The following is a 20,268-nucleotide window of genomic DNA, read 5'->3' on the forward strand; positions in this document are numbered from 1 at the left end:
CATGAAGAAAAAATTTCCCGTCAAAGCCGAGGTCACCGTTTATTTCTCCGACTGCGACCCGATGAACCACTGCAACAACGCCCGGTTTTTCACCTTTTTCGAGTATGCCCGGATGCAGTACTATAAAAAACTGAAGGCACTCGATCTCCGAAAGATGAACGCCTCCAGCCCCTTTGCCTTTATCGTCGCCGAGGTCTCCTGCACCTTCCGGTCTCCGGCCTCCATTGATGAAACGCTCGTTATCAAGACTTGCATCAGCGAGATAAAGACCAAAAGTTTTGTTATGGAATACGAGGTTCTGGAAAAAAAGAGCCGCCGTCCGGTAGCCCTTGGCCGATCGGTTCAAGTGATGTATAATTACAAAAAAAAGCGAAGCTTTCCAATCCCTCCCCATCTCCGGCGGAAGATCGAAAAACTGGAAGGGTGGTTCACCCAAGGAATCCATTGAAACGTTTCTCGGATATTGCCCATTTGCCTGAAGAAGAGATCGAACTGGCCGAGGCGGCCCTGCTCGTCGCCAAGGAACAGTACCCGGATCTCGATGTCTCTTCTTACCTGACGAAGCTCGATGAAATGGGGGAAAGGGCTCGCCTACGGGTAGGTCAGGTGGTTGGCGGCCGGCAGATCATTGAAGGACTCAACAACTACCTTTTCAAGGAAGAGGGATTTCATGGCAACGTAGAGGATTACTACAGCCCCACCAACAGCTTTTTGAACGATGTCCTCGATCACCGGACGGGAATTCCGATAACCCTCTCAGTCATCTATATCGAAACAGGGCGGCGGGCCGGAATCCCGCTCCAGGGCGTCGCCTTTCCGGGACACTTCCTGGTAAAATATTCAAACGAGGGGGAGGAGATTGTCCTCGACCCCTTCCATCAGGGCAGAATCTTGTCTGAGAAGGATTGTTCGGAACAGCTCCGCCGGATGTTTGGTGAAAAACTGCGTTTTGACAAAAAACTTTTCCGGGCGGCCACGAAGAAGGAGGTTCTGACCCGAATGCTGACTAACCTCAAGGCTATTTATACGACCAGGAAAGATTTTGAAAAGGCGCTCCGGATGATCAGTCATATTGTCAGTCTTAATCCCAAGGCAAGCCAGGAAATTAAAGAGCGGGGTATTCTCTATACACAGATCGGCTGTTACCAACAGGCGATTGAGGATTTCAAGAATTACCTTGTCTGCGAACCGGGGGCCGTTGACCGGGAGATTATTGAACAATATATGAGAGAACTCTCCGCCAAGGTTCCTTCGGTCCATTAAGGGCAGACACGGGGGTCTGCCCCTACTTCTTTTCTTCCATCGTCTCACGAACTTTTTTGACGTCGGCCGCCTCCATCCGGGAGGGGATCCCGAGCGACCCCATCACCTCATTGGTCATCCGGGCGGTCACCTTGTTTCTGGCAGACCCTGTTCCATCAATATCCGCCTCCAAAAACCGGTCGATTTTCTCCGTTGAAACGCCGGTATTCAGGAGCGTATCGAGCAGGTCGTTATAGCCAAAAGAACCGGAGGCCTCGAGTTGTCGAAAGGCTTGGGCCAGTTTCAGACAATCGGGACAGATTTTCTTTAAAAAACCAGCCTTGATCTGACAATAAAGACAAACCGCCATATTTTGAGAAGTATAGTATTTTAACTCTTGGTGGCCCCCGGCATAACCTGGGCCTCTCCCTCAACGGCGCCGGTATCCTTTGGGACCTTCTTGCGGGAACGGCTCGTCAGTTCATTCCCCTCTTCCTTGTGAATGATAACCACCGCAATGGTGTCATCGATGCTGGCCGCGATCCTGCCGACAAACTGCCCTTCCGGATCAGCCTCCGTACAGGAACGACGGAAGGCGTTGCAAACCTCTTTTTCAAGGACGGAGACCTTCTCGCCGGCCATCTCTATCTTGGAAACCGAACCGCTCTCCTCCTCTCTTGCTCCCTCCCTGTTGCCAACAGCCCCGGATGAATCATCCTTGGTCGGATTCACAACCTTTTTATCCGGATCCCGCCGCTCCCGGGCATACGCCTCACGAACCAGGAATTGTTGCAAAAAGCCGCTTCCACCGGACCCCTCGTTGATCAGGAGGACCATCGAAGAGGCGGGGACCGCACCGGCCTCCCCCGTCATCGTAACGATCCCGTTTTCATCGGGTGGCGAGAGGACCATCCGCCCCAAGACAGGGGCCGGCAGGGAGACCGGAGGGGCATCGGCGGCAGTACCACTGCTCGTCCCCCCTGAGACTTCACCGGAAACGTCGTCGGCAGGCCCTCCACCGGGGGTGGTTCCCTGATTACAAGAGGCAAAACAAAGAAGGACTAGAAATAAACCAGCCTTCAACCGCCAGAAAGACATAGAGGTAGTATACCCCTTTGATCCCCCCTTAAGGAAATTGTTTGTCTTTTAATATCAAAATAATATATAATTTATCATATAAATATATATTATATCTTATATGGATATTATTCCCCATGAACCGATCGGTCGCTATCCTGTCCTTAAAAAGTTAGGGGGAGGGAGTTTTAGCGAGGTCTATCTCGTTCAGGGGGAGAGTGGTCCCTGTGCCTTGAAACTCCTCAAAAGTCCGCTTGACCCCCAAAGGGAAAAGGAGATGTTGGCCGATTTCAAAAACGAGTTCACCGTCCTCAAGAATCTCAACCACCCCCATATCACCCGAATCCTTGACTTTGGGTATGATGAAAAACTGAAGCGGTATTATTTCACCAGTGAATTTATCGAAGGAAAGGACCTCTTTGCTGCTACAGAAGGGAGGCTGTTCGAACAGATCCTGGAATGGATCATCCAGGCCCTGAGGGCGCTGGCCTATCTTCACAGTTATGGCATCCATCATTTTGACCTGAAGGCGGCCAATCTCCTCGTCGGATCAGACCAAAGTTTGAAGATGATCGACTTCGGTCTCGCCTCGATGAGGCCTCCCGATAAGAGAATCGGGACTCCCAGCTACATGGCCCCCGAGATTATCAACAGGGAACGGCCTGACGGAAGAGCCGATCTCTACTCCCTGGGTGTCCTTTTCTACTACTGCCTCACCCGTCAAAACCCTTTTCGTGCCAGCGGGGTTGAAGAAACCCTTCAACGCCAACAGATGTTGACCCCTCCTCTTCCCTCAAAGATCAACAAACACCTTCCCCGATTTTTAGATCCAATCCTCATGCGCCTCCTGGAAAAGAACCCGGCCAACCGTTTCCCGCATGCCACCGAGGTCATCCGGGAGATCAACCATCTCTCCCCAAAAAAATTCCCCCTGGAAACGGCTGAAACCCTCCTTTCCTATATCCCTGAAGAAGGGCGCTTCATCGGTCGTGAAAGTGAACTCCAGACTCTCAAAGAAATCTTCGAGGAAATTTATAAAAAACAGCCGTCTCGTTCTCAAATAATCCTGATCTCGGCTGAGAGGGGCTGCGGCAAGAGCCGTCTCCTCAAAGAGATGAAATACCATGCACAACTTCAGCAGGTGACCGTTCAGGCCGCTTCCTGCCGTGAAAAAGAACAGATCCCCGACTGGCTGGCACAACTGTCACTGGTTTCTGAAAAAAACACTGCGCCACGGCTCTTTATTCTGGATGACGCCGAGCTTTTGCAAAATCAGGAGGAGTGGCTCACTTCTTTGAAAGCAAGTCTCTCCCGGCTTTCTTACCATGCCGGAGAAGCGGTTTCAGGAACCCTTGTCCTGGTGGGTGTTGAGGCCGGAAACCCCTTCCTGCACGATTCGTTGGAGGGATTTGTTGAAAAAGTGATCCCCTTGCAACCGTTCACCAAAGAGGAGTTCAGCGACTACATTGTTTCCCTCACCGGCCTGGATAACCCACCTCCCCTGTTACGGAGCGGTCTTTATAAAAGAACGGGTGGCACACCTCTCTTCGTGACTGAAGTTCTCAAATCGCTGATCCGCCAAGGGGCGCTTTTTGATGCCGGTGGGCGGTGGAAGGAGACAATGTTCGAGGATGTCGGTGTTGACTTTTCCAAAATCGATCTTCCCGAAAATCTCGAAGAGCTCTTGTTCGCCCGTTACCGTACCGAACCCCCTGAAAGCCAAATACTTCTTCAGGTGATCTCCGTTTTTAGGCGTCCGGTGTCACTCCTTGAAATCGCCGGCGTGGCAGAAACCGAGGATGTCGTTCTTCCCCTCTCCAGGCTGGTTCAGGGAGGGACCCTCTCAAAGCGGGAGATTGTTTATGAATGGACCAACCTCCTGATGGGGGAGGTGATTTACAAACAGCTTTCCCAAGAGGAGTCGGGTGCCTGGCATGAAAAAATTGCTGGTTTTCTCGAATCGCAAGGAGGTGAGGTCTCCCCGGAGGAAACGGCCTTTCACAAGGCCCATGTCCGGGATCCTGAAAAGGCGATCCTGGAAACGATCCGGCTGGGGAATTTTTATCTGGAAAGGGGACGCGGTCACCAGGCCACTCAGGCTTTCGGTTGGGGACTGCAACGACTGACGCCAAAAGACCCAAGACGGCCTGAATTTCTGATGAAGTTGGGAGAAGCCTATCTGATCCATCAAGAGTACCCGAAGGCCCTTCAGACACTCGAAGAGGCCGAGGCCATTTTTACCCGGGAGAATTCAACCAGCAACCGGCGTCTTGACAACCTCCTGAGGATCGGCGGGACCTATTTCAAGACCGGTTACAACAAAAAGGCCAAGGAATTTTTCTCCAAGACGAGAAAATTACTCCAAGAATTCAAGGAAGACCACGTCCACCGGTTGATCTGTGCCAACTTTGAAGGGGCCATTCTCTTCCAGGAGGGAAAACTGAAGGAGGCGGAATCCGTTTTTCTGGAGTCGAGAAAGAGCTGGCATCAGCAATTGTCCACCGCGGAAAAGGCCAGGGTCACGAACAACGATCTTGGGCTGGTCACCCTCACCGAAGGGAAAACCAATGAGGCCTTGCGGATCTTTCGCGAAGACCTGGACTATTACACCTCCATCCAGGATGAATTGCTCATGGCCCGAAATCATTATAATATCGCCGAGGCCTGCTTTGTGCTTCAAGAATACGGGGAAACGATCGACCACTACAAAAAGGTGATCCCCCTTACCCAAAAGACAGAGAACTGGGAACTCCTGTTCAGGACCTACAATGGTCTGGGAAATGTCTACAACATGATCCACGACGAGGATAACAGCGCCCAGCATTACCAGCGGGGTCTGGAACTGTCTGAAAAAATGGGGGATCTGAGGAGCGCCTCTTCCATCTCTATCAACCTCGCGATCATTGAAAACAAGCGAAAAGATTTTCAAAAGGCATTGGGTTCCTTGAAACCGGCCCTCTTTTTCTTCAAGAAATTGCGGCTGAAATCAGCCTTTGACTGGAATTCGCTGGCGCGGGGACTCCTCGAACAGGCCGATATTGAGCGTCAAACCGGCAACTTTGACAAGGCCCGGGCCTCTCTCGACGAAGCACTTGTCATGGTCCGCCATGCTGAAGGGATGAAAGGCCAGGTCTTCTGGATCTTGCAGGCCAAGGTAGAACTTCTTTTGGAACAGGGAAAGAAAAAAGAGGCTAAAGCACTACTCGCCGAGGTCCAAGAATCAATCCAAGAAGAACGACAACAACAAAAATTTGAAGAACTCCTTCAAAAAATTGGGGGTCATTCCTCAAAAAGGATTATTCCGGTAAAAATAAACGGCAAGATTGCCGGCACACTGACACTCAATCCGGATTTCTCTATAAAAGCGGGACAGGTCTTGGAACTTTCTATCCCCCTCTCTCCTTCTCTCCCGCTGAAAGGAAAAATCGAAGATAAAACCGCCTACGATCCCACGAAGTGTTGGGATGATTACAAAACTCTGATCCTCGCCAAGGCCTATCAGGCTAGTCATTTCAGGCCACAACCAACCGCTAAAATTCTGGGGATCGGTATCGCAACACTCTATAGAGTGATCCGGCAGAAGGGTTTGATGGATGAAAACCATCCTTTCTATCGTGAAACCTTTCATTATCAATCAGGAAAAAAACTGAGGGAGTACCTGCCCGAAATTTTTAAGGCGGCCTTGGCCCATGCCCGACAAAGGCCTTACAGGGCAATCGCCCTCCTGAAGGTGAGTCCCGGATTTTTTTACAAAATAATGAAAATCAGGTCTTCTCCCGCCGGGCCCAGAGGAAGAGGAGGAGGCCGATCACGATGAGACCGGCAACGGCCATGTTCATGGCTGAGGCGACATCCGATTCGGGAAGCGGTTTTCCCAGGATCCCGGCCCGCCAACCATAGGTCGTCGTCACATTCAGATAACGATCTTTGACCGGCAGGATGATCATTCCGGAGGCGGCAACACTCAAGACGAGGGCACCTCCTGGAAATCCCTTGCCCAGTTTTGCCAATTCAAACTTGAGAAGAAATCCCAACAGAAAGGTGAGATAATAACCGAACAGGATGAGCCCGACAATCCAGCCTGGGACGTTCATCGCCTCCACAAAATACATCCACATCCAGTCGGGGGCGATCCGGTAACTCCAAAAGACGACAACGATGAAGAGAAAGAGAACCAGTGTCCCTGCGACGAAGGCGCGGGTGCGAAATAGCGGCCTCCCCTCCGGATTTTTCAGGGCAAACCCGTAAAGAAGACCAAGAAAAATGAGGAACGGCCAGTCAATGATAAATGTTGGAACCACCCCCTTATTAGATGAGGTTATTCTCCTTGTACCACCTTACTGTATCCTGGACAAGCCTTTTAGGATCCTGATACTGATACCGGTAGCCAAGGGCCTTGATCTTGTCGCAACTGTAACTGACGTCATGCCCGATATATTTGGCAGAATCTTTTTCGAAGAGCCTCCTGGCTTTTTTTGAAAAACCTTTGATCCACCAGTCATTCAAAGTAGCCAAAGCAGAAACGATCCCCCGCACAAGGCTGACCGGGACAGGTGGGATTTTAACCAACCGATGTCCCGCCGCCTCGGCAATCATCCGGGCCATCTCGATGGTCGGGAGGGCAAAATTGTCGGTGTTGTAGACCTCCCCTTTCGCTTCTTCCTTCTGGGAGACAAAAAAAGCGATCCCGCAGATGTCGCGAACCGAGGCGATCGGAACAAGGCTCGTGAAATTTCCGGGGATCATGACCTTCTTTGATTTGCCAAACTGGGTTACCAGCTGGGCCCCGCCATAAACCGCCCGTGGGCCGATCGGTGCCGCCGGTCGGATCATGGAGACAGAGATTCCCTTTGCCGCACAAAATTGACGGACGAACTCCTCTTGCTCCTTCTTGGACTGGAGATAAGGGTTCATCCCCTGAAGAGGAAAATTTTCACTGATCGGCAACTGATCCCGGGGCGGCAGGCCATAAAGGCCGGCGGCGCTCCAAAGCACCAATCTTTTCAGGCCCGGGGCCTCTTCAACAATCAGTTCACAGAGATTTTTTGTCCCTTGAACATTCACCTGATAGAGGAGTTCCCACGGTGCCGAATAACTGAAGACTGCGGCGATATGAAAGATAAAATCAACCCCATGAACCGCTGCCCGCAAGGACTCCTTGTTGGTGATATCGGCAGGGACAAATTCGACCCCCCACTTTTTAAAGAGACTCGGATAGCGCCCGGTTTTCGGGTCATCCTGTTCGGAGCGAAACGGAAGATCGGTCGCCCGGACCTGATGTCCCGCTTCCTTCAAAATCTCGACCATGTGGGTCCCCATAAAACCGGCGGCACCGGTAACCAGCGAGAGGGGTGGGTTCATAAACGTCTCCTAATGTTTAGCTAACCACTGACGGATGACGGGATAGACTTCCTGCGGGGCATACCGCCCCAGCAGAAGGTCGGCATGAGAGTACTCCGCCTTGCACCCGTAATCCCTGCCAAAGGTGACAAATTTTTTGTCCCTGGAGCGGATCTTGTCATAGGCATAGCGGCAGTCATGGACTGGCGTCAGGCCATCCGTAGAGCCGGCAAGGATCAGCGTTGGCGCGGTTATTTTTTTCAGGTGATCACGATAACTGAACCGGTGGTCAACACTCCTGAAATGGTTGTGCTTGTACCAATCGTGGAGTTGCAGAACCAGCGCCGGAGGGGAGTTCTCCACACAATACTGGCAGGCCAGGGCCAGCGTCGTTTTTTCAATATTATCCAGGCAGAAATAAAAATTATCTTCAAAAGGGACGATATATTTCAAAAAGGGGGCGGCGGCCCTGGCAAACAACTTGTTGGGTAGCGTCACAACCAGGTGTTTCAGAACACAATCAAAGGCAAGGAGCAGTTTGACAAAACCAGGCTTAGCCTCGGCACTCATGGAAGAACCGACAATGATCAAACTTTGGCAAACGTCGTTGCCCAAGGTTTCTATCGCCGCATAGGCAACGGTTCCTCCCAGACTGTTCCCCAACCAGTGAAGTCTCTTTTGTCCAGTCGCCTTCTGGATGAAAGAAACAACCGCGGGGAGGTCTTTGAAAACATAATCATCAAAGTTCCAGTTGGCAAAATAGGCCAGGGGTCCCTGCTTGGCACTCCCACCGGTGCCACGGAGTTCCATCACCCAAACATCATAGCCGACCGCGTGTAGCTGCTTGGCAATGGAAAGACGCGGTTCCACGAAATCGAGCGAGTACCGGTTCGTCCCGATGCCATGAATGGCCAAAATGGGGAACTTTTTCGATGACCTTCCGCGATACCGATACAACGCCAGATTCCAATCATCGGATGTCTTGACGTGATAGATTTCCGGCTGGAGATCCCGAACAGACATTCGGGTCTTTTCTGTCAGACAATCAGGCGATTGTCAAATTTTGCTAGAACCCTTTGACCTTGCCGGCCCTCTTGTAGAGATGGGTCAGGATGAACCAGCCAACAAGCATCACCCCGAGCAGGTAAAACCAACAGCCGGAGGTCCAGGTGGTGTGCTGGTTGAGCATCGCCCAAACGAGCGGGATGGAAAGATAGGTGTTCTGCTTGGAACGAAGGCCAGCCATGGCAACAAGGGCAGCATCCGGGGCCTGACCGCTTTTCACGGCAGTAATAATCTTTTGCTGCGCCGGCCAGATCCGGAACCAGACGTTGAAGGCCATAATTGTTCCAAACATCGACCCGACATGAATGGTATAACCTCGGAATCCAAAACCGGCCCAGGAGTCCATCAGGTAGAGAACAACGCCGGTCAAGAGAACCGCCGCCACTGTTGTCATCTTCATATTTTTGCCAAGCGGGCTTTTAACGAGGGCTTCGTAAATAAACGGACTAAGGAAAGTCACCGCTATCATGACGAAGGCTGGAAGGCCCCAACCGGTACCGGCATCCTTGAACAACGCCCCCCCATGGTAGAAGACGACCATCAAAAGGAGAACACCGGTGCCCCAGGTCCAGGCGGCCCCCCAGCGGAACCAAAAGAGGGCCCGTGGCATTAGCTCCGGAACTACCTTTTTCTTGGTCTCCCCATCCATCGTCCCAGCGAACGGGCCGTTCACGAAATTAAAGAAATAGAGATGACCAATCCAGATAATACCGGCCACCACGTGAAACCACCGAAATATTGATTGGATGATATCCATTGCCATGGCAACACCCCCATTTGTTAGGATCCGGCCTCTGATCTGCCAGATCAACCCGACCGTGTCAATAAAAACAAACTGACTTTGTCAGACATACCTCTCAAAATGAACATGCTCCTTGGCAAAACCGATCTCGACCGCTGTTTTTTTCGATAAAATACACCTCGACAACAATTTCTGATATAGGTATATTCAACCAATATGAAGGCCGTCCTGGTCTATTGGCACAAAGCGAGACTTCACGGCCGGTATGTGCTTGAAATGGAGATTCACAGTGTTGGTCGTTCGGTAAAATACCCGGATGGCGTCAAGTACGGGCTTATTTTAACCGACTTACGTAGCGGCAAAAGGGTCCTGATGGATAATCATCACCCAAAAGGCCCTCATATTCATTTGAATGGTCAAGAAATACCTTATCAATACAGTGATGAGGAAAAATTGATTCAAGATTTCAAGGCTTTGGTATTGGAAAACATGGGGGTGAAGATATGAAACATCTCATCGTATCACTGAAAACCGCTGATGAGGTCTTGGATGATTTCAAAAAGGCGTTTCGTAAAGCAAAGAAGGGAAGTTTTAAACAACCTCATTATGAAATCAGCTTTGACAACAAAAACGACTTTGATCGCTTTGCCAGAAACTTGCACGTGCTGAAGTACATTCTTATCTTCAAACCAAAATCGATTTACGAACTAGCAAAGATTACAAGGATGGATGTTTCGAACTTGAATAAGATCATCCTCTTCTTTGAAAAAGCTGGTGCCCTCAGCGTCAAAACGTCCAAAGTTTCTGGACGGACAGTAAAAAGACCAGTTGTCGAATACGACACGGTCAAATTTAACCTGGCCGCGTGAATGTAGCTGGGGAATGATAAACCTCAATTCCGCACCTCTTTCCCCTCCCCCTTGATGGGGGAGGGTGAGGGAGAGGGTGATAAGAAAAATAGAGTGAAAGAATCTTCCGGGACCACCCTCCCTTTCATTCCCTCCCGTCAAGGGAGGGAAAATTTTAAGGGAATTTCAACTGGAATTAAGGATAAAAAGGAAGTTATATGCCCCAATTATTCTAAAGGTCTTGTTTCTGAGTTCAAAGCTGACTGAGCTGCGGCAGTTTTGGACGTTATGAATTTTGCACCAAAATATATCGAAGATAGATACGTCATAACAGTGACAACAACCAATCCCCAATAGAGTGTTGTGTTCAGTATTACATTCGACTTCTTTTTGAAAGCCTTAGCAATATTGGTTTTTGTATCAACTAAATATTTCAATTGAGAATCTATTTTGTAAAAATAGTCTCCCTTTTGATCAGTGCTCATTCCGCTGAGGCTAGGGTTATTTTGGTTATCGAACAAGAGTCTTTCAAATCTCAGATTTTCCTCAATATACCAATTGTAAAATTCAGTAAGCTTGGCATCAATCACCGTTGTTCTCCATAAATATAGTAGACTAAACATGAAACAGATGCCAAAGCCCCACCATACAAACTCGAGCAGAGAACTCACTCCAGCAAGGTGTCCAAGGAGCGATTGGGTAAATAGGAAACCTAGAACGGTCGCATCAAGTCCTGAAAGAAAATATACCAGTTTATATGAATTACTCAGTACGTTTGACTGTTTACTGATGATAGCATCATACGAGATGGCAAGCATAATTAGGTTGTTCTATCTACTGCTGTTGCGTTTCCAGTCTAAACATACTTCTCAAAATGGACATGCCCTTTGTCAAAGCCGATCTCTGCGGCTGCTTTTTCGACAGCCGTGATCATCGGGATAAGGCCACAGACGTAGATCTGTTTTCCTTCCGGTCTGACCCTCCTTTTCAAAACATCTTGCACATAACCAACCTCCCCGGCCCACCCCGACGGCCCCTGTTTTTGGGGCCGTGAAACGACAGGAATATAGCAAAAATTCTTGTGAAACGCTGAAAGTTTCCGCCATTCCTCATCGTAGAGAATTTCATTTTCGTAACGAACGCCAAAAATAAGAGTGATCTCTCTCTGACATTTTTTATGGAAAAGTTCCAGGATCATGCTCCGGAGTGGGGCCAGTCCAGTCCCGGTCGCGATGAAAATCGGATTATAATCGACCGGCTCTTTTATCACAAACCCGCCGTAAGGAAAGGTGATCACCACCTTATCCCCTTTCTTTAAACTCCAGAACCAGTTTGTCGCGGCCCCCCCTTCGACCCGTTTAATGCAGAGATCAATGGTTCCCGTTTCATAGGGGGCTGAGGCGATCGAATACGGTTTGCGGAGGATTTTTCCCGGTTGAGGGATATGGATGGAACAGAACTGCCCTCCCTTGAAGGACACCCACTTCCCCTCCGGACAGTGGAGATGGAAGGTCCGGACGGTGGGCGTCAGCTCAACCACCTTTTCCAACCGGGTTGTGATCGGCTCGAGGGGCATCCTTCTATAAAGGTGTTTTGATCCCGATCGCTCGAAGGGCACACCACCCTTTTTTCCCCTCGTAGATCATAAAGGCCCCAAGGCCGATCATCGTCAAACCCACCGGAGGGATCAAAAGAAGCGGCAGACCCAAACCGGCCAGCACCGAACCGGCGATGATCCGCACCTTCTTCCCTTTTTGATCAATATTGCAAGTCTGTTTCATCCATGCGACGCTAACACCAGATTCAAATGCGAGTAAATACAAAAATAATTAAAGAAAGGGCCCACGAAGTGGGCTTTGAACTGGTTGGCATCGTCCCAGTGAAGCCGGTCCCCGATATCACCTTTTTTCAGAACTGGCTTTCCCGCGGCTACCACGGAACGATGACTTATTTGGAAAAGGGAATGGAAAAAAGGGCCGATCCCGAAAAAATCCTGCCAGGCGTCCGGTCGGTCATCTGCTGTGGGATGAATTACCATACCGGTCAGCAACGTTCCATTGATCAAAAATCCCCCGACAGGGGGTGGATTTCGGCCTACGCCTGGGGGGAAGATTATCACGAGCTCGTCGGCGACAAGCTCCAGAAGTTAGAGAAATTCATCCATCAGGAAGCGGGCCCCACGGTCAAAACTAAAAGTTATACCGATACCGGGGCGATCCTCGAACGAAGTTATGCCGCCCGTGCCGGTCTCGGCTGGATCGGAAAGAATAGTTGCCTCATCAATAACGGGATCGGTTCTTTTTTCTTTTTGGGGGAAATCCTGACAACACTCGAACTCGACTACGACAAACCAACCTTTGACCAGTGCGGAAGTTGCAACAAGTGCCTCGATGCCTGCCCGACCGGGGCGCTGGTGGAACCGTATCTGCTCGATGCCCGTCGCTGTATCGCCTACCTGACCGTCGAGTATCGCGGAGAATTGGGGGAGTTTGCTGATAAGCTGGAAGGAAATGTCGCCGGTTGTGATATCTGTCAGGAGGTCTGCCCCTACAATGAAAAAATTCCGGTCACCGCCGAAAAACGGTTCTACCCCAGAGAAGGGCTAGTCGCCCCGCATCTTGAAACACTGATCGGCTCTCAAAGTCCGGTGCCACGGATTAAACAGAAAGAGTGGGAGAGAAATCTCAAGGTTGTAGATAGCCATTTTCCAAAAACCAGCGGTAAGCCTCTTCAATCGTCTTCCGGAACGGGGTGATCGTATACCCCAGTTCCCGGATCGCCTTTTCGGATGAAAAATAAAAACAGTGGCCGAGGTAATGGGCCGTTTCAGTGGTGATCGAAGGCCTTTTTTTGGTGAAAAGGGCAATCCCTTCCAAGAGCCGGGCCATCCCTTTATACAAAGGAGTTGGGAGTTGAAAGGAAGGGGGCCTTGCCCCGACCAGATCAGCCACCACCGTCATGATTTCCTTCCAGGTAAAATTCTCCCCACCCAAGATGTACCGCTCCCCAACCTTTCCCTTCTTCCAGGCCAAGAGGTGCCCCCGTGCCACATCCCTCACATCACAGGTGCAACAACCCCCAGGGACATAAAAGGGGACCCGTCCTTTTTTTATACTGAGTATCAGCCGGCCAGAATGGGCATGGATCTCCCCGGGACCGAAAATCGTGGCCGGGTTCACGACCACCGCACTCAACCCCTGGGCCACTCCTTTCTCTACCTCTTTTTCCGCGAGGTATTTACTATTGTTGTAGTTGATCCGGTACGGCCACCAATCGAACGGGAGCGTTTCGTCACCGAGTGCCCCATCGGGAACACGCCCCAAGGCCGCAATGGAACTGGTATGGATAAGTCTCCCAACGCCGTTCTCAAGAGAGGCCTCGACAATATTCCGGGTTCCCTCAACATTAACCTGTGTCTGGATCTCTTTCTCGCCGCGCCAAAAGGAAATGTAGCCGGCAACATGAAAAACTATCTCCATCCCGCGGACCGCCTCAAAAACCGATTTCCGGTCGGTCACGTCCCCGATGAATTCCTCGACCTTCATCCCTTCCAGAAGCCTTCGGGGAGAACTCTTGCGGAGGAGGACTTTTACCCGATGCCCCTCTTCAAGAAGGAGACGGACAACATGGGCCCCCAGGAAACCGGTCCCCCCTGTCACAAGGATCTTCATGCCCCAGGGGATACTCGGAATACCTGGTTCTTGACAAGGGCTTAAAAGTCTGACTAAATTAGTACTAGATCATGGAACCAACCGCAGATACCGCCTTATCAACACCCAGCCCGAATCAGCCGGCTTTTGGGAGTGAGGTCCTGCAACTGACCCAGAAGGCGATCGAGAAGGTCAAATATTTCGCCTCTCAGGATCCGGAGGCCGGCAAGAAGGGGTTTCGGGTTTATGTGCAGGGGGGGGGTTGTTCCGGTTTTCAGTACGGCTTTAACTTTGACGAAAGGCGCGACGGGGACACCGTGGTCACTGCCAGCGATATCGAGGTCCTCGTTGACCCGACAAGCCTCCCTTACCTCAAAGGGTCGACCGTCGATTTTATGGATGACTTTCGCGGCTCCGGATTCAACGTCACCAACCCGAACGCCAAGGCCTCCTGCGGTTGCGGCACTTCGTTTACTGTTTAAAAATACTAATATTTGTTTTGAGAAATGGCGTTGCATGCTGGATGGGATACCGGTAATGAGAAGGCATGTCTTTGGTTTCAGAAAAATCTGATGATTTCGGTCCTCAACTAAAAGCCCTGATTCAAAATCTTCGGACCATCGATGCTTCGTCAGGTCCCATCGACTGTTCTTTCTTGGATTGGGTGACTCCTTTAGCCTTGCTTCCTTTGGCGGCTCATATTCATGCAAAGAAAAAACTGGTTTCGGGTTTGGGAAGTTATTTACAAACTGTTCGATTTCCTGATGGTGCGGATCAAATCGGCGGATTTCAAACGGGGCAAACCTATTTGCCGATTGCCCGTTTCGCTACAAAATCAATTCCACACTTGGAACAATTCACCAATCACTTTGCCCAACTTGTTTTGCAAAGTTTAGGATCGGCGGGGGAACATCTCCGCAATGCTTGGTTTTACGCAATTGCAGAGTTGGTGACCAACATCGCTGAACATTCCCAGAGTTCGTTAGGATGGCTACACGCACAATACTGGCCCGCCAAAGGTTTCTTGGATGTCGTGGTGTTGGACCAAGGAAGGGGTTTTCGAAAAACGTATGAGGAGGCCCACGGCAAAACATACACCCATCAAGAGGCAATTCGACGAGCCTTGGAAGGACACTCTGTCAAAGACGATGTGGAGCGGGGCAAAGGATTACGGACCACAAAGGCCCTTGTGACACAATCCCCTATCAATGGTAAATTCCTCATAATATCAGGCAATTTTGGTTATTATGCTGACCCGCAAAAGCAAACATGGTTAAATTTGGGTGCTTGGCAATGGGATGGTGCTATAATAGCGTTCAGGATCAACCGGGTCAGCAAGCCCGTGGATATTTACCCCTATGTTGAATAGAAATTCAAAACCGAAGAGCGTTGCCGTCAAAGAATTATTTGGCACAACGGTCAGTACGCGCCAGGCGGTGCAGGAGTTTGCAAAATACGTTCCCTCCAAAACTTCCAAAGTAGTGATTGATTTTGACGAAGTGGAATTTGTCTCACGTTCTTTTGCCCATGAGTTTCTGCGGTTCCAAAAAACCCATCCGGCGGTTGAAATTCAGAACTGTTCAAAAGACGTGAAAAAGATGTTCGACACTGTTCGCCGGTCCAGTTCTTCCGCGTATTCGGACGAGGACATCACCGATTCGTCTATCAACTTGGCGGATTTATCGCTACACTTCTAGGACCAGAGACCCGCTAACCAGTTTTGGAGTATTATGACAACGGATAGCTCAATTTTGGGTTCACCGATGGGTGTGCAGGTTTTTCCCTCACAATAACCTTGAATCGCCCTTTGCAGACGTGCTCTTGCTTCTTCGGGAGTTTTTCCATAACCACGTTTCCGTACTGTAACATCCGCTGTGTGGGGGCTATTTCCCTGTGGGAAAGCCAAACTGGCTGGCCTTATACTGTTCCGCCACCTCTGACTTTGGGTCAGTAACCGGAACCGATTCACCGCTGATTTCGTCACCCGCTTGAAACTGGAACTTTTCTTGAGTCACATCACCGATCGCTACGGAGAAATACCTTTCTTCGCCGCCGATCTGGCCTTGGAGATAAAGCACATATCCCAAATAGCTGTGACTTCTCTGGTCGAACGAACGGAGGAGTTTTATGCGTGGTTGAATCGCAGCGAGAATACCAGTCCAAGAAATTTTAGAGGATTCGCTCACGAGGACTCCAAAAGTTGGACTAGTTGCCTGAAATTTGCTTGAAACACTATTCCTTGTAAGCGGGGGTCTTCTCAAATTCTTTCCGCTTTTCAACAAGCGATTCTGATAGCTCATTCAGACCCAGCACTTTTGCAACGACTGAGAAAATGTTGAAGGATCTGTGAATATAACACCCAAGGTTTTGTCTATACGGCACCACCTTCGGGGTTCCCATCATTCCTCTCATGCGAAAGCGCTCTGATCCTCCGTCGAAGTTCGCCTCATATAATTCCATGACTTGGGGATAATCTCCATGAACATAACCCGACAAGCAATTGCCAATGGCGTCAAGCACTCTACGAGTGCGTTCTCGATTCTCAATTGGTTCAAAATACCGACCCTGCGACGCAACCTTCTTTTTTCGAGGAATACGTTCTACCCGACTGTCGTCTACCAGCATTTCCTCGGTTGATTTAAGATCACTGTCGAAGAAAACATCTATGATCCTTTGTTGATGCACGGTTTGTTGGCCTGTTTCGTGAGCTTCCTGAACGAACTGTATATCCTCAAGAAATTCCTGAATTGTGCGAAGTAGGACTCCAACCTCTTGAGTGTGTCCAACTCGCAGTAGGGCCATACTTGCATACAAGCCGCTTATAACTCGAACAGCCTTCAACGCTTGAAAGTGTCGAGAGTCAGGATTTGCATATCGAAATCGTTCCTTGCCTCTTTCCTCAAGGGAAAGTGGCTTACCAATTACAACAGCAAAACGATGGGCAGCCTTTTCGAGAATTTGGATACACTCAAGTTGGTAGGCTAATTTTTCCTTTTCGGTCATTGTGGAGCAGGGGGGGATCGAACCCCCGACCTCCTGATTGCGAACCAGGCGCTCTCCCAGCTGAGCTACTGCCCCTTTCCCTTTACCGATAACTCCCCCACTGATTTTTGACAAGAAAGATGTTGATTCCTCGCTCACTCGATGATCAACGGTCGCCCAAGCACCGCGTGAATGCCAACCGCAAAGATGACTGTGGAAAAGGCCGACAAGACGCCGAGCCAGAGAATCCCCTCCAGTGCTCGCCATCTGGCGGGAAAGCGGGATTTCACCATCCGTTTCCAAAGATAGAAAAAACCGACAAAAGAAGGAGGGACCAGCACCAGATTGATCATCTCATCCCCGGCCCAAAACCAAAAGAAGGCAAAGAAAAGCAGGCCCAGATAAGGAAAATACAAAAGACGCATCAGAACAACCACCCATCCAACCCCTGAAGAAGCCGCAAGAATCAGGAAGACCGTTGCGAGAGATGTAGCACCAGAAACCCACAGCAGAAAAAGGGGAGAGACCAGGTCCATGAGACAAGGCTAAGGGAAGGGTTGATTTTTGACAAGGAAGATGTTCTTAGCGGAGGGGTGAGGGGGAAATGAAAGCGATTATCTTTGACGAACCGGGCGGGTTGGAAAAACTGAAATACGTCGAAGACTTCCCAACACCGGAACCGAAAGCGGGGGAGGTCCTGCTCAAGGTCAAGGCCTCCTCCCTCAATCACTTGGACATCTGGATCCGGAACGGGATCGCCGCCTACGGGACGACCTTTCCCCATATCTCCGGCTGTGATATCTCCGGGGTTATCGAAAAAACAGCGGGTGGCGCTAGCCACTGGAAAAAAGGGGATGAGGTCCTGATTTATCCGGGGATCACCTGTGGGATCTGTGAGGCGTGTGAATCGGGCCGGGAGAACCTCTGCAAGGGTTACACGATCATTGGGGCGGGAACCAACGGCGGGTTTGCCGAATACTGTCTGGTGCCGGCCAAGAATCTTTTTCGAAAACCCAAAAACCTCTCCTTTGAAGAGGCGGCCGCCTTTCCACTAGTCACCCTCACCTCCTGGCATATGCTAAAAACCCGTGCCAATCTTAAGAAAGGTCAATCGGTCCTTGTGTTGGGGGCCTCCAGTGGCATCGGTACCGCCGCCGTCCAGATCGCCAAGGCGGAAGGGGCGTTCGTGATCGCCACCGCCGGTTCTGCAGATAAACTGGAGAGGGTCAAGAAATTGGGGGCGGATGAACTGATCGACCACAACAAAGAAGACATCTTGGAACGGGTCAAAAAAATCACCGGCGGTCGGGGGGTTGATGTTGTTTATGAGCATATCGGCCCGACGACTTGGGACAAAAGTATAAAATCACTGGTGAAGGGGGGAACGCTCGTCACCTGCGGTGCGACCACCGGACCAACGGTCCAAACCGACCTCCGTTATGTTTATTCTCGTGAACTGTCGATACTCGGTTCCCTCATGGGGACACGCAAAGAATTGGAAGCTCTCCTGCCATTGATAGAATCTGGAAAAATCAAGACCCCGATCGATTCGACCTTTCCGTTAAAAGAGGTGGCGGTAGCGGAAAAAAAGCTTGAGTCGCGAGACTTCTTCGGAAAGATTGTGGTGAGAGTATGAGCCAAAAGAAAAAACTGAACCCTTACAGTGCCCGGATCACACAGAATCTGGACCAGCCCGGTTCGCAGGCGATGCTCTACGCCTTGGGTCTGACTGAAAAAGATCTGGCCAAACCGTTCGTCGGGATCGCCTCGACCGGCTACGAGGGGAACCCCTGCAACATGCACTTGAATGACCTGGCCCGACTCGTCAAACAGGGGTGCCATGAGGCGGGGTTGACCGGACTTATCTTTCACACGATCGGCGTCTCTGACGGGATCTCCATGGGGACCGAGGGGATGAATTATTCACTCCAGTCGCGCGAAATTATCGCCGACTCAATCGAAACAGTCATGGCGGCCCACTGGTATGATGCCAACATTTCAGTAGTCGGGTGCGATAAAAATATGCCCGGTTCCGTAATGGCGATGGGGCGCTTGAACCGTCCCAGTATCATGGTTTATGGGGGGACAATCCAGGCGGGCCACTTTCAGGGAAAAACCCTGGATATCGTCTCCGCCTTTGAAGGGTTGGGGCAATGCCTCGCCGGAAAAATTTCCCAAGATGACCTGAAAGGGATCCTGCAACATGCCTGCCCCGGGGCTGGTGCCTGTGGCGGGATGTACACCGCCAACACAATGGCCTCCGCCATCGAAGCGCTTGGGATGAGCCTGCCGTACAGTTCCTCTTACCCCGCCGTGAGTCAGGAAAAAAGAACCGAATGCCTCAAGGCCGGCGCGGCACTCCGCAATCTATTGGAAAAAGATATCAAGCCGCGCGACATCATGACCCGTAAGGCGTTTGAAAATGCGATCACGATCGTAATGGCGCTCGGCGGTTCGACCAACGCCGTCTTGCACCTGATCGCGATGGCCAAAACGGTTGGCGTCAAACTGACGATCGACGACTTTCAAAAAATCAGCGACCGAACCCCCTTTATTGCCGACCTTAAACCGAGTGGACAATATGTCATGGAAGACCTCTCGGCGGTCGGCGGTGTCCCGGCGGTGATGAAACTCCTCCTCAAAGAAAAATTGCTCCATCGGGATTGCCTCACGGTAACGGGACAGACCATTGCCGAAAATCTTGAGAATTTGCCCGATCTAAAAACAGGGCAGAAGATTATCACCCCACTCTCCCGCCCGATCAAAAAAACAGGTCATATCCAGATTCTGTACGGAAACCTGGCGGCTGAAGGGGCCGTTGCCAAGATCACCGGAAAAGAGGGGAACTCATTTACCGGTCCCGCCCGCGTCTTTGACAGTGAAGAAGAGGCGATCACGGCGCTTCAGGCCAAAAAGATCAAGAAGGGGGACCTCCTCGTCATCCGTTATGAAGGACCCAAAGGGGGGCCCGGGATGAGTGAGATGTTGAAGGTCACGGCGGTCGTGATGGGGGCCGGTCTTGGGAAGGATGTCGCACTGATCACCGATGGTCGGTTCTCCGGCGGGACTCACGGTTTTGTGGTCGGTCATATCACCCCGGAGGCGCAGGTTGGTGGAACCTTGGCGATTGTCCAGGATGGAGATAAGATCACCATCGATGCCGAAAAGCATGAGATCAATCTCAGTCTGAGCCTAAAAGAAATTGACAACCGGCTCTGCCGGTGGAAGGCCCCGCCGCTCAAGGCGACCCAAGGGACCCTCTACAAATATATCAAGAATGTCTCTTCCGCCTCCGAAGGGGCGGTGACCGATTCATAAAATC

The 20,268-nt window shown here is 50.7% G+C and carries 24 protein-coding genes and 1 tRNA gene; 11 read left to right on the plus strand and 14 right to left on the minus strand.

What is annotated here, in order from left to right:
- Position 1: 1 nt before the first annotated feature.
- A complete protein-coding gene (locus HYS22_05645; protein ID MBI1909634.1) occupies positions 2-448 on the plus strand; it encodes an acyl-CoA thioesterase in 447 nt (148 codons plus the stop codon).
- Complete coding sequence (locus tag HYS22_05650; protein ID MBI1909635.1) at positions 445-1,263, plus strand: transglutaminase family protein; 819 nt, start codon at positions 445-447, stop codon at positions 1,261-1,263. The genes HYS22_05645 and HYS22_05650 overlap by 4 nt, the downstream gene beginning before the upstream one ends.
- A gap of 22 nt (positions 1,264-1,285) precedes the next feature.
- Here the strand turns inward: HYS22_05650 and HYS22_05655 are convergent, their stop codons facing one another.
- Positions 1,286-1,612, minus strand: a complete 327-nt coding sequence (locus tag HYS22_05655; GenBank protein ID MBI1909636.1) for a hypothetical protein — start codon at positions 1,610-1,612, stop codon at positions 1,286-1,288.
- 20 nt (positions 1,613-1,632) lie between these two features.
- Positions 1,633-2,340: a hypothetical protein gene (locus HYS22_05660; protein ID MBI1909637.1), complete on the minus strand. Its 708-nt coding sequence runs from the start codon at positions 2,338-2,340 to the stop codon at positions 1,633-1,635.
- Positions 2,341-2,440: 100 nt separating this feature from the next.
- On the opposite strand from HYS22_05660, the gene HYS22_05665 reads away from it, so the two are divergent.
- The gene (locus tag HYS22_05665; protein ID MBI1909638.1) at positions 2,441-6,136 is read left to right on the plus strand and encodes a tetratricopeptide repeat protein; all 3,696 of its coding nucleotides are present in this window, start codon (positions 2,441-2,443) and stop codon (positions 6,134-6,136) included.
- Here the strand turns inward: HYS22_05665 and HYS22_05670 are convergent.
- Genes HYS22_05670 through HYS22_05685 form a run of 4 tightly spaced genes read right to left on the minus strand, consistent with a single transcriptional unit; the run spans position 6,084 to position 9,487 of the window.
- Positions 6,084-6,620 carry a hypothetical protein gene (locus HYS22_05670; protein MBI1909639.1) on the minus strand — a complete coding sequence of 179 codons (537 nt, stop codon included), beginning with the start codon at positions 6,618-6,620 and terminating at the stop codon, positions 6,084-6,086. The genes HYS22_05665 and HYS22_05670 overlap by 53 nt on opposite strands.
- Positions 6,621-6,627: 7 nt before the next feature.
- A complete protein-coding gene (locus HYS22_05675; GenBank protein ID MBI1909640.1) occupies positions 6,628-7,680 on the minus strand; it encodes an NAD-dependent epimerase/dehydratase family protein in 1,053 nt (350 codons plus the stop codon).
- 9 nt (positions 7,681-7,689) lie between these two features.
- Positions 7,690-8,682 carry an alpha/beta fold hydrolase gene (locus tag HYS22_05680; protein MBI1909641.1) on the minus strand — a complete coding sequence of 331 codons (993 nt, stop codon included), beginning with the start codon at positions 8,680-8,682 and terminating at the stop codon, positions 7,690-7,692.
- Positions 8,683-8,725: 43 nt separating this feature from the next.
- On the minus strand, positions 8,726-9,487 hold the full coding sequence (locus HYS22_05685) for a urate hydroxylase PuuD (GenBank protein ID MBI1909642.1): 762 nt from the start codon (positions 9,485-9,487) through the stop codon (positions 8,726-8,728).
- 195 nt (positions 9,488-9,682) lie between these two features.
- On the opposite strand from HYS22_05685, the gene HYS22_05690 reads away from it, so the two are divergent.
- Entirely contained in the window at positions 9,683-9,973 is a 291-nt protein-coding gene (locus HYS22_05690; protein ID MBI1909643.1) for a hypothetical protein, read from the plus strand.
- On the plus strand, positions 9,970-10,335 hold the full coding sequence (locus HYS22_05695; protein ID MBI1909644.1) for a hypothetical protein: 366 nt from the start codon (positions 9,970-9,972) through the stop codon (positions 10,333-10,335). The genes HYS22_05690 and HYS22_05695 overlap by 4 nt, the downstream gene beginning before the upstream one ends.
- A gap of 206 nt (positions 10,336-10,541) precedes the next feature.
- Here the strand turns inward: HYS22_05695 and HYS22_05700 are convergent, their stop codons facing one another.
- Genes HYS22_05700 through HYS22_05710 form a run of 3 tightly spaced genes read right to left on the minus strand, consistent with a single transcriptional unit; the run spans position 10,542 to position 12,095 of the window.
- A complete protein-coding gene (locus tag HYS22_05700) occupies positions 10,542-11,132 on the minus strand; it encodes a hypothetical protein (GenBank protein MBI1909645.1) in 591 nt (196 codons plus the stop codon).
- Positions 11,133-11,170: 38 nt separating this feature from the next.
- Positions 11,171-11,890, minus strand: a complete 720-nt coding sequence (locus tag HYS22_05705; protein MBI1909646.1) for a hypothetical protein — start codon at positions 11,888-11,890, stop codon at positions 11,171-11,173.
- Positions 11,891-11,894: 4 nt separating this feature from the next.
- Positions 11,895-12,095, minus strand: coding sequence for a DUF2892 domain-containing protein (locus tag HYS22_05710; GenBank protein MBI1909647.1), 201 nt, complete (start codon positions 12,093-12,095; stop codon positions 11,895-11,897).
- Positions 12,096-12,163: 68 nt separating this feature from the next.
- Here HYS22_05710 and queG point away from each other — a divergent pair, with 68 nt between their 5' ends.
- Positions 12,164-13,069, plus strand: coding sequence for a tRNA epoxyqueuosine(34) reductase QueG (queG, locus tag HYS22_05715; protein ID MBI1909648.1), 906 nt, complete (start codon positions 12,164-12,166; stop codon positions 13,067-13,069).
- On the opposite strand, the gene HYS22_05720 is transcribed toward queG, so the two are convergent.
- A complete protein-coding gene (locus tag HYS22_05720; GenBank protein MBI1909649.1) occupies positions 12,999-13,985 on the minus strand; it encodes an SDR family oxidoreductase in 987 nt (328 codons plus the stop codon). The two genes, queG and HYS22_05720, sit on opposite strands and share 71 nt — an antisense overlap.
- A gap of 71 nt (positions 13,986-14,056) precedes the next feature.
- Between HYS22_05720 and erpA the strand changes: the two genes are divergently transcribed.
- The 3 genes from erpA (at position 14,057) to HYS22_05735 (ending at position 15,661) form a co-directional block, all read left to right on the plus strand.
- Entirely contained in the window at positions 14,057-14,446 is a 390-nt protein-coding gene (gene erpA, locus HYS22_05725) for an iron-sulfur cluster insertion protein ErpA (GenBank protein MBI1909650.1), read from the plus strand.
- Between the two features lie 65 nt (positions 14,447-14,511).
- Entirely contained in the window at positions 14,512-15,333 is an 822-nt protein-coding gene (locus tag HYS22_05730; protein MBI1909651.1) for a hypothetical protein, read from the plus strand.
- Positions 15,323-15,661 (plus strand): DUF4325 domain-containing protein, encoded by a 339-nt coding sequence (locus HYS22_05735; protein ID MBI1909652.1) that lies wholly within the window; start codon positions 15,323-15,325, stop codon positions 15,659-15,661. The genes HYS22_05730 and HYS22_05735 overlap by 11 nt, the downstream gene beginning before the upstream one ends.
- 186 nt (positions 15,662-15,847) lie before the next feature.
- Here the strand turns inward: HYS22_05735 and HYS22_05740 are convergent, their stop codons facing one another.
- The 4 genes from HYS22_05740 to HYS22_05755 all read right to left on the minus strand — a co-directional run bounded on the left by HYS22_05740 (position 15,848) and on the right by HYS22_05755 (position 17,482).
- Positions 15,848-16,042, minus strand: a complete 195-nt coding sequence (locus HYS22_05740; protein MBI1909653.1) for a hypothetical protein — start codon at positions 16,040-16,042, stop codon at positions 15,848-15,850.
- A 154-nt stretch (positions 16,043-16,196) separates the two neighbouring features.
- Entirely contained in the window at positions 16,197-16,967 is a 771-nt protein-coding gene (locus HYS22_05745; protein MBI1909654.1) for a hypothetical protein, read from the minus strand.
- A gap of 2 nt (positions 16,968-16,969) precedes the next feature.
- A tRNA-Ala gene (locus tag HYS22_05750) sits at positions 16,970-17,042 on the minus strand.
- A gap of 59 nt (positions 17,043-17,101) precedes the next feature.
- Positions 17,102-17,482: a hypothetical protein gene (locus HYS22_05755; protein MBI1909655.1), complete on the minus strand. Its 381-nt coding sequence runs from the start codon at positions 17,480-17,482 to the stop codon at positions 17,102-17,104.
- Positions 17,483-17,550: 68 nt separating this feature from the next.
- On the opposite strand from HYS22_05755, the gene HYS22_05760 reads away from it, so the two are divergent.
- Together HYS22_05760 and ilvD are read left to right on the plus strand one after the other, a co-directional pair.
- Entirely contained in the window at positions 17,551-18,582 is a 1,032-nt protein-coding gene (locus HYS22_05760; protein ID MBI1909656.1) for a zinc-binding dehydrogenase, read from the plus strand.
- A complete protein-coding gene (ilvD, locus tag HYS22_05765) occupies positions 18,579-20,264 on the plus strand; it encodes a dihydroxy-acid dehydratase (GenBank protein MBI1909657.1) in 1,686 nt (561 codons plus the stop codon). The genes HYS22_05760 and ilvD overlap by 4 nt, the downstream gene beginning before the upstream one ends.
- The last annotated feature ends 4 nt before the right edge of the window (positions 20,265-20,268 follow it).

The sequence above is a fragment of the Deltaproteobacteria bacterium genome (assembly GCA_016177765.1).
In the GTDB taxonomy this organism is placed as follows: domain Bacteria; phylum UBA10199; class UBA10199; order JACPAL01; family JACOUP01; genus JACOUP01.

Excerpts from the sequence above, each read along its gene's own strand:
- HYS22_05655 (MBI1909636.1), bottom strand. The coding sequence starts at position 1,612 with ATGGCGGTTTGTCTTTATTGTCAGATCAAGGCTGGTTTTTTAAAGAAA.
- HYS22_05735 (MBI1909652.1), top strand. The coding sequence starts at position 15,323 with ATGTTGAATAGAAATTCAAAACCGAAGAGCGTTGCCGTCAAAGAATTA.
- HYS22_05755 (MBI1909655.1), bottom strand. The coding sequence starts at position 17,482 with ATGGACCTGGTCTCTCCCCTTTTTCTGCTGTGGGTTTCTGGTGCTACA.
- HYS22_05675 (MBI1909640.1), bottom strand. The coding sequence starts at position 7,680 with ATGAACCCACCCCTCTCGCTGGTTACCGGTGCCGCCGGTTTTATGGGG.
- HYS22_05685 (MBI1909642.1), bottom strand. The coding sequence starts at position 9,487 with ATGGCAATGGATATCATCCAATCAATATTTCGGTGGTTTCACGTGGTG.
- HYS22_05705 (MBI1909646.1), bottom strand. The coding sequence starts at position 11,890 with ATGCCCCTCGAGCCGATCACAACCCGGTTGGAAAAGGTGGTTGAGCTG.
- HYS22_05645 (MBI1909634.1), top strand. The coding sequence starts at position 2 with ATGAAGAAAAAATTTCCCGTCAAAGCCGAGGTCACCGTTTATTTCTCC.
- HYS22_05700 (MBI1909645.1), bottom strand. The coding sequence starts at position 11,132 with ATGCTTGCCATCTCGTATGATGCTATCATCAGTAAACAGTCAAACGTA.
- HYS22_05665 (MBI1909638.1), top strand. The coding sequence starts at position 2,441 with ATGGATATTATTCCCCATGAACCGATCGGTCGCTATCCTGTCCTTAAA.
- HYS22_05720 (MBI1909649.1), bottom strand. The coding sequence starts at position 13,985 with ATGAAGATCCTTGTGACAGGGGGGACCGGTTTCCTGGGGGCCCATGTT.
- ilvD (MBI1909657.1), top strand. The coding sequence starts at position 18,579 with ATGAGCCAAAAGAAAAAACTGAACCCTTACAGTGCCCGGATCACACAG.
- erpA (MBI1909650.1), top strand. The coding sequence starts at position 14,057 with ATGGAACCAACCGCAGATACCGCCTTATCAACACCCAGCCCGAATCAG.
- HYS22_05695 (MBI1909644.1), top strand. The coding sequence starts at position 9,970 with ATGAAACATCTCATCGTATCACTGAAAACCGCTGATGAGGTCTTGGAT.
- HYS22_05730 (MBI1909651.1), top strand. The coding sequence starts at position 14,512 with ATGTCTTTGGTTTCAGAAAAATCTGATGATTTCGGTCCTCAACTAAAA.
- HYS22_05710 (MBI1909647.1), bottom strand. The coding sequence starts at position 12,095 with ATGAAACAGACTTGCAATATTGATCAAAAAGGGAAGAAGGTGCGGATC.
- HYS22_05760 (MBI1909656.1), top strand. The coding sequence starts at position 17,551 with ATGAAAGCGATTATCTTTGACGAACCGGGCGGGTTGGAAAAACTGAAA.
- HYS22_05660 (MBI1909637.1), bottom strand. The coding sequence starts at position 2,340 with ATGTCTTTCTGGCGGTTGAAGGCTGGTTTATTTCTAGTCCTTCTTTGT.
- HYS22_05680 (MBI1909641.1), bottom strand. The coding sequence starts at position 8,682 with ATGTCTGTTCGGGATCTCCAGCCGGAAATCTATCACGTCAAGACATCC.
- HYS22_05745 (MBI1909654.1), bottom strand. The coding sequence starts at position 16,967 with ATGACCGAAAAGGAAAAATTAGCCTACCAACTTGAGTGTATCCAAATT.
- HYS22_05690 (MBI1909643.1), top strand. The coding sequence starts at position 9,683 with ATGAAGGCCGTCCTGGTCTATTGGCACAAAGCGAGACTTCACGGCCGG.